4 protein-coding genes and 1 pseudogene are annotated in these 6,085 nt (G+C 74.2%); all 5 read right to left on the reverse strand.

What is annotated here, in order from left to right; translation table 11 throughout:
- Positions 1–86 precede the first annotated feature (86 nt).
- Positions 87–965 (reverse strand): ParA family protein, encoded by an 879-nt coding sequence (locus AR3_RS21725; RefSeq protein WP_227023026.1) that lies wholly within the window; start codon positions 963–965, stop codon positions 87–89.
- 216 nt (positions 966–1,181) lie between these two features.
- Positions 1,182–2,090, reverse strand: a complete 909-nt coding sequence (xerD, locus tag AR3_RS21730; protein WP_245637915.1) for a site-specific tyrosine recombinase XerD — start codon at positions 2,088–2,090, stop codon at positions 1,182–1,184.
- Positions 2,091–2,390: 300 nt separating this feature from the next.
- Complete coding sequence (locus AR3_RS21735; RefSeq protein ID WP_067916312.1) at positions 2,391–3,053, reverse strand: NUDIX domain-containing protein; 663 nt, start codon at positions 3,051–3,053, stop codon at positions 2,391–2,393.
- Complete coding sequence (locus AR3_RS21740) at positions 3,050–4,771, reverse strand: CTP synthase (protein ID WP_227022999.1); 1,722 nt, start codon at positions 4,769–4,771, stop codon at positions 3,050–3,052. The genes AR3_RS21735 and AR3_RS21740 overlap by 4 nt, the downstream gene beginning before the upstream one ends.
- Positions 4,772–5,004: 233 nt before the next feature.
- Positions 5,005–6,085 (reverse strand): annotated as a pseudogene (locus AR3_RS31215) (hypothetical protein); the annotation flags it as partial.

Below are 6,085 nucleotides of genomic sequence, written 5' to 3' on the forward strand. Positions count from 1 at the left end.
CTCCTCGTTCAGGGAGGGCGGCCGTCCTCCAGTATCGCCGCGCGGGCCCGGCTCCGTCCTCGCTCTCAAGAGTGAGGACGGGCGCGTCAGCCGGCGGCGGCCTCGGTCTGCGCCCAGCGCTGCAGCAGCTCGCGGGCCAGGCTGCGGTAGGCGTTGGCGCCCATGGAGGTCGGGTCGAAGAACGTGATGGGCTCGCCCGCCACGGTCGCGTCGGGGAACCGCACCGTGCGGTTGATGACGGTGTGGAACACCTTGTCGCCGAACGCCTCGACGATGCGGCCGAGCACCTCGCGGGTGTGCAGGGTCCGCGAGTCGTACATGGTGCCGAGCACGCCGTCGATCTGCAGCGCGGGGTTGATGCGCGACTGGACCTTATCGATCGTCTCCATCAGCAGCGCCACCCCGCGCATGGCGAAGTACTCGCACTCCAGCGGGATCAGCACGCCCTGGCTGGCGGCCAGCGCGTTCACGGTGAGCAGGCCGAGCGACGGCTGGCAGTCGATGAGGATGTAGTCGTAGTGCGGCACCGCCGACTTCAGCGCGCCCGCGAGGATGTACTCGCGGCCGACCTCGTGCACCAGCTGCACCTCGGCGCCGGACAGGTCGATGTTGCTGGGGAGCAGGTCCATGCCGTCGACACCGGTGTCGATGACGACGTCCTCCCACTCGGTGTCCGGCTCCAGCAGCAGGTTGTGGATCGTGATGTCGAGCTGGCGCGGGTCGCCCTTGCCCAGCCCGACCGACAGCGCGCCCTGCGGGTCGAAGTCCACCAGCAGCACGCGGCGGCCGTACTCGGCCAGCGCGGCGCCCAGGTTGATGGTGGTGGTGGTCTTGCCGACGCCGCCCTTCTGGTTGCAGATCGAGACGATGCGGGCCGGTCCGTGCTCGTCCAGGGGCTCGGGTTCGGGGAAGTTCGGCACCGGCCGCTGGGTCGGTCCGAGGGCAAGACTCGGATCGGTCTCGATGGTGGCGGAGGACAGGACTCCCCCCGCAGCCTCTGTGCTGGTCACCAGATCCCTCCCCGGCTGGCCCGGACATTGCCATCCAGGTTGGGGACTCTAGGGCCTGCCACCGCGCCTCTCAAGCCGACGCGCGCCGATGGGCGTGTTTTGTCTGACCCTGATACGTCCTGTTCATCCCTCCGCGCATTCCACCCCCGGAAACCGGCGCGCGCGCCGGGCTCAGCCGCGGGCGCGGGGGTGGGACGTGGCGTACACCTCGCGCAGCATCTGCACGGTGACCAGCGTGTACACCTGCGTTGTCGTCACCGACGCGTGGCCCAGCAGCTCCTGCACGACCCGCACGTCCGCTCCCCCGTCCAGCAGGTGCGTGGCGAACGAGTGCCGCAGCGTGTGCGGGGACACGTCCTTCAGGTCGGCGCGTTCGGCCGCGGCGCGCAGCACCATCCACGCGCCCTGCCGCGACAGCCGCCCGCCGCGCGCGTTCAAGAACAGCGCGGGGCTGCCGCGTCCGGCCGCGCTCAGCTCCGGACGGGCCCGCACCAGGTACGCCTCGACGGCGCGGCGCGCGTAGTCGCCCATCGGCACCACGCGCGTCTTGCCGCCCTTGCCGCGGACGCGGGCGAACCCCTCGTCCAGGTCCAGGTCGTCGACGTCCAGGCCGACCGCCTCGGAGATCCGCACGCCCGACCCGTACAGCAGCTCCAGCAGGGCCCGGTCGCGCAGCCCGCGCGCGGTGGCGTCGCCGCCCGGTCCCGCGGCCGCGGCCAGCAGCCGCTCGACGTCGTCGACGGAGATGGCCTTGGGCAGCCGCCGCGGCGGGGTGGGCGGACGGACGTCACGGGCCGGGTCGGCGGACGCCAGGCCCTCGCGCAGCGCGAAGCGGTGCAGCCCCCGCACGGCCACCACGGCGCGGGCCGCCGAACCGGCCGACAGCGGCGGATGGTCGGCGTCGCCCTCGCGCAGCCCCACCAGGAACGCCCGCACGTCGTCCTCGCTGACCTGGTCGATGGCGGTGCGGCCGCGGGCGGTCAGCACCGCCAGGTAGCGGCGCAGGTCGCGGCGGTAGGAGCTGAGAGTGTTGGCGGCGAGGCCCCGTTCGACGGCCAGATGCCCCAGGTAGGCGGCCACGGCGGACCGCAGCGGGGACGCGCCGCCGTCCGGGCCGTCGCCGAGGCCGTCCGGGACGCGGCCGCGCTCGTCGGCGGCCCCCCGCGGGGGACCCTGTCCGGCATCGGGGGGCGCGCCGTTCCGGCCGGGTGTGCTCGGTGACAGTGCGGCACCTCTTCCGGGCGGGGGTGACCGACAGGGACCTGCCCCATCATGCCGCTTTCGGCGCCTCCGCGAGACCTGATCGACGCGCCGCCCGGCGGCATGTCGCGCCCCGCCTCGCGACGCCGCACGTCGCGGCGGTTCCGGCGCGGCGGCGGGTCAGTCCTCCGGGGCGTCCACGGGGCGCAGGTCGCGGAAGCCGCGCGCCCGCGCCGCCCGCACCGCCAGGATGCCCAGCGAGGCGATCATGTTGTGGATCTCCCCCGCGAACACCTTGCGGACCGCCTCGTCCAGCGGCACCCACACCACCGGCATGTCGGCCTCCTCGTGCACCCGCTCGAAGTCGATCTCCTCGGCGGGCACCTCGGTCAGGTCGCGGGCCAGGAAGATCCGCACCCTCTCGTCGGACATGCCCGAGGACGGCAGCACGTCGGCCAGGGTGTGCCACCGCGCGGCGCGGTACCCCGCCTCCTCCAGGAGCTCCCGTTCGGCCAGCTTGTGCAGCGGTTCGCCGGGCACGTCGCGCAGCCCGGCGGGCGCCTCCCACAGCAGCCGGCCGACGGGGTGCCGGTACTGGCGCAGCAGCAGCACCCGGTCGGCGTCGTCGAGCGCGATGACGCCGACCGATCCGGGGTGCTCGATGACGTCCCGCTGGGCGATCTCCATGCGGTCGCCGTTGGGCATGCGGACGCGGTCGCGCCGCACCCGGAACACGTGCCCCTCGAACTCCACGCCGCTGCCGACGACCTCCCAGCGCTCGGGCCGGTCGCGCACGTCGTCCGGCCCGAGCGCGGCGCCGCCGGGCTCGGGGCCGCCCGTCACGGGGCGGTCACCGCGTCGGCGCGGTCCCGGGCGGCGGCGTAGTCCAGCGCGGCCGCGATCAGGCCGGTGAACAGCGGGTGCGGCCGGGTCGGGCGGGAGCGGAACTCCGGATGCGCCTGCGTGCCGACGAAGAACGGGTGCGTCTCGCGCGGCAGCTCGACGTACTCCACCAGGCGGCCGTCCGGCGACAGGCCGGAGAAGCGCAGCCCGGCCTTCTCCAGGGTCTCCCGGTAGGCGTTGTTGACCTCGTAGCGGTGCCGGTGCCGCTCGGACGCCTTGGCCTCCCCGTACAGCTCGCGCACCAGCGACCCCTCGGCCAGGTCGGCCGGGTACAGGCCCAGGCGCATCGTGCCGCCCATGTCGCGCTCCCCGGCGACCACGTCGACCTGGTCGGCCATGGTCGCCACTACCGGGTGCGGGGTGTCCGGGTCGAACTCGGCGCTGTCGGCGTCGGCCAGCCCGGCCAGCGACCGGGCCGCCTCGATCACGATGCACTGCAGGCCCAGGCAGATGCCGAGCAGCGGGATCCGGTTCTCCCGGGCGTGCCGGACCGCGCCGATCTTGCCCTCGATGCCGCGCACCCCGAAGCCGCCGGGAATGAGCACCCCGTCGACGCCGTCCAGCTCGCGGCGGGCGCCCTCGGGGGTCTCGCAGTCGTCGCTCTTGACCCAGCGGATGTTGACGCGCGCGTCGTTGCCGAACCCGCCGTGCCGCAGCGCCTCGGTGACCGACAGGTAGGCGTCGGGCAGGTCGACGTACTTGCCGACCAGCGCGATCGTGACCTCCCGGGCCGGGCGGTGCACCCGGCGCAGCAGCTCGTCCCAGGCGCCCCAGTCCACGTCCCGGAACGGCAGCCCCAGGCGCCGCACCACGTAGGCGTCGAGGCCTTCGGCGTGCAGCACCTTGGGGATGTCGTAGATGCTGGCGGCGTCCACGGCCGACACGACGGCCTCGCGGTCGACGTCGCACATCAGGCTGATCTTGTTGCGCAGCCCGTCGGTGATCGGCCGGTCCGAGCGGCACACGATCGCGTCGGGCTGGATGCCGATGGAGCGCAGCGCGGCCACCGAGTGCTGGGTGGGCTTGGTCTTCAGCTCCCCGGACGGCCCGATGTACGGCAGCAGCGACACGTGCAGGAAGAAGCAGTTCTCCCGGCCGATCTCGTGCCGGATCTGCCGGACCGCCTCGAGGAACGGCAGCGACTCGATGTCGCCGACCGTGCCGCCGACCTCGGTGATGACGATGTCGACGTCCCCGTCGGCCATGCCGCGGATGCGGTCCTTGATCTCGTTGGTGATGTGCGGGATCACCTGCACGGTGTCGCCCAGGTACTCGCCGCGCCGCTCCTTGGCGATCACGTTCGAGTAGACCTGGCCGGTGGTGACGTTGGCCGAACCGTGCAGCTCGGTGTCGAGGAACCGCTCGTAGTGCCCGATGTCCAGGTCGGTCTCGGCACCGTCGTCGGTCACGAAGACCTCGCCGTGCTGGAACGGGTTCATGGTGCCGGGGTCGACGTTCAGGTACGGGTCCAGCTTCTGCATGGTGACCCGCAGGCCGCGCAGGGCCAACAGCCGCCCCAGGCTGGACGCGGTCAGCCCCTTGCCGAGGCTGGAGGCGACACCGCCGGTGACGAACAAATGCTTGGTAGGACGCGTTCTACCAATGTCTGCCGAAGGCAAAGAAGGCGCTCCCGTGGTCGCTGCTGAGGCGGCGTCCATCGCGTGTTCATCGCAAGGTGTCCACCGCACTGTCCACGGGCCACCAGGATATCAGCAGCGCGTGCCCGCGCCGTCCGGGACGCGCTCCCGGGACCGCGCACGGCCCCTGGTCGGAGGCGCACACCCCCGTCCCGTGGCCGTTTGCGGCCCCGGGACGGAGGCCGCGCCGTCGATTCGGCGTCCGGAGCCGCGGGCGGGACCGCCGGGCGGCTCCGGACGGCGGCGCCCTCGGGTCAGATCCGCGGGGCGGCGGTCGGCATGATGGTGCGCAGCTGCCGGGTGAGCTCGTCGATCAGCGACCGCGCCTGGTCGGCGGCGTTGCGGGCGCTGTCGCGCTCCTGCGACAGCTCGGCGATGGCCGCGCGCTGCTCGGTGACCGCCTGCGCGAGCTGGTCGACCCACTGCTCGCGCTCGGCGAGCTTCTCGGCGACCGCGTCGCGCTCGGCGGCGATCTGCCGCATCCCGGCCACGGCCTTGTCCCGCTCGCGCTCGGCCTTCTCGGCGCGGCCGCGGGCCAGCGTCAGCTCCGACTCGGCCTTGGCCTGCGCCTGCACCGCGGCCTCCCGCGCCCGCTCGGCCGCCTCCCGCGCCTGCTCCAGCTTGGCCCGGGCCTGCTCGAGCTGGGTGCGGGCCTGGATGGCGGCGTCGCGTTCGCGCTCGGCCTTCTTGGCCGCCTCCAGCGACTGAGCCGCGGTGTCGAGGGCCTGGTCGCGCTCCTTGGCGGCCTGCGCCGCCCGCCGGTCGGCCTCCTGGGCCCGCCGCTCCGCCTCCTGCGCCCGCAGCTCGGCCTCCCCGGCGCGGCGCCGGGCGTCCTCGGACTCCTTGGCGGCCGCGGCGGCGACCTGCTGCAGGTTCTTGGCGGTCAGCTCGGCGTCGGCGGCCTTGGCGCGCAGCGCCGACAGCTCCCCGTGCGCGGTCTCCAGCGCCCGGGACAGCTCGGCGACCTGCTCGGCGACGCGGTCGCGCTCGGCCTCGGCGGCGCGCCGCCCGTTGACGGCGTCCTCGACGGCGCGCAGGGCGTCGTCGCGGGCCTCGCTCATCGCGTCCCGCTGCGCCATGGCCTGCCGGACGGTGGCCTCGGCCTCGGCGGCCCGGCGTTCGGCCTGCTCGGCCTGCGCCTGGGCCTGCTCCATCTGGGCGCGGGCCTGCTCGGCCTGCATGCGCGCCTGCTCGGCCTCGGCCCTGGCCTGCTCGGCCTGCCCGCGGGCCTGGTCGGCCTGGGCGCGCCCCTGCTGGGCCTGGTTCCAGGCGGCGGCCGCGTCCCGCTGGGCGGCCTCCTTCTCCGCCTGGACGGCCGCGATCTGCGCCTGCAGC

The organism is Actinomadura rubrobrunea NBRC 15275, from assembly GCF_001552235.1.
Lineage (GTDB): Bacteria > Actinomycetota > Actinomycetes > Streptosporangiales > Streptosporangiaceae > Spirillospora > Spirillospora viridilutea.

Coding starts and splice junctions, on each gene's coding strand:
- AR3_RS21740 (WP_227022999.1), bottom strand. CDS start 4,771: ATGGACGCCGCCTCAGCAGCGACCACGGGAGCGCCTTCTTTGCCTTCG.